General features: G+C 53.7%; 2 rRNA genes. Both read left to right on the top strand.

Annotated elements, in window-relative coordinates:
* Positions 1–117 (top strand): 16S ribosomal RNA (locus IBJ82_RS34365); the annotation flags it as partial.
* Positions 118–450: 333 nt separating this feature from the next.
* Positions 451–1,217, top strand: a 23S ribosomal RNA gene (locus IBJ82_RS34370); the annotation flags it as partial.

Raw genomic sequence — 1,217 nt, forward strand, 5'->3', positions numbered from 1 at the left:
CCCGAAGCCGGTGGCCTAACCCCTTGTGGGAGGGAGCCGTCGAAGGTGGGATCGGCGATTGGGACGAAGTCGTAACAAGGTAGCCGTACCGGAAGGTGCGGCTGGATCACCTCCTTTCTAAGGAGCACATCTACGCAAACACCTCGAAGAGTCGAGAGTGGTTGTGTCAGAGACCGTTTAGTTCCCTTTCGTGGAGCTGCGGACGCTCATGGGTGGAACGCTGACAAACTTCTTCGCATCATGGTGTCGGCTCAGTCCGATATCGCGGTGAATATATCGACACACTGTTGGGTCCTGAAAGAACACGCGAGTGTCTTTCTGGCAAGATAACGATCCGCTCGGATCTCCTTCGAAACCGCCGGCAACCTTCGGGTTGGTGAGTAGGTCAGGAAATCAATCCGATGCGGGTGTGTTGTTTGAGAACTGCACAGTGGACGCGAGCATCTTTGTTAGTAAGTGTTTAAGAGCGTACGGTGGATGCCTTGGCACCAGGAGCCGATGAAGGACGTAGGAGGCTGCGATAAGCCTCGGGGAGCTGTCAACCGAGCTGAGATCCGAGGATTTCCGAATGGGGAAACCCAGCACGAGTGATGTCGTGTTACCCGCATCTGAATATATAGGGTGTGTGGAGGGAACGTGGGGAAGTGAAACATCTCAGTACCCACAGGAAGAGAAAACAACAGTGATTCCGTGAGTAGTGGCGAGCGAAAGCGGATGAGGCTAAACCAGTTAGATGTGATAGACGGCAGTTGTTGTCTAGCTGGGGTAGTGGGAACATTCTTCTCTGATCTGCCGATCAGGGCAACAGTAAGAAACCAAGTGGTTAGTTGAAGTGGTCTGGAACGGCCTGCCATAGACGGTGATAGTCCGGTAAACGAAAACTTCTTGGCTGTTGTGGATGTCTCCCGAGTAGCAGCGGGCCCGTGAAATCTGCTGTGAATCTGCCGGGACCACCCGGTAAGCCTGAATACTCCCTGGTGACCGATAGCGGACTAGTACCGTGAGGGAAAGGTGAAAAGTACCCCGGGAGGGGAGTGAAATAGTACCTGAAACCGTGCGCTTACAATCCGTCAAAGCCTTCGCAACTTGATTGTGTGGGGTGATGGCGTGCCTTTTGAAGAATGAGCCTGCGAGTCATCGGTGTGTGGCGAGGTTAACCCGTCGAGGGGTAGCCGTAGCGAAAGCGAGTCTGAATAGGGCGAAATTTAGTCGCACAT

The sequence above is a fragment of the Nocardia sp. XZ_19_231 genome, from assembly GCF_015355705.1.
Lineage (GTDB): Bacteria > Actinomycetota > Actinomycetes > Mycobacteriales > Mycobacteriaceae > Nocardia > Nocardia salmonicida.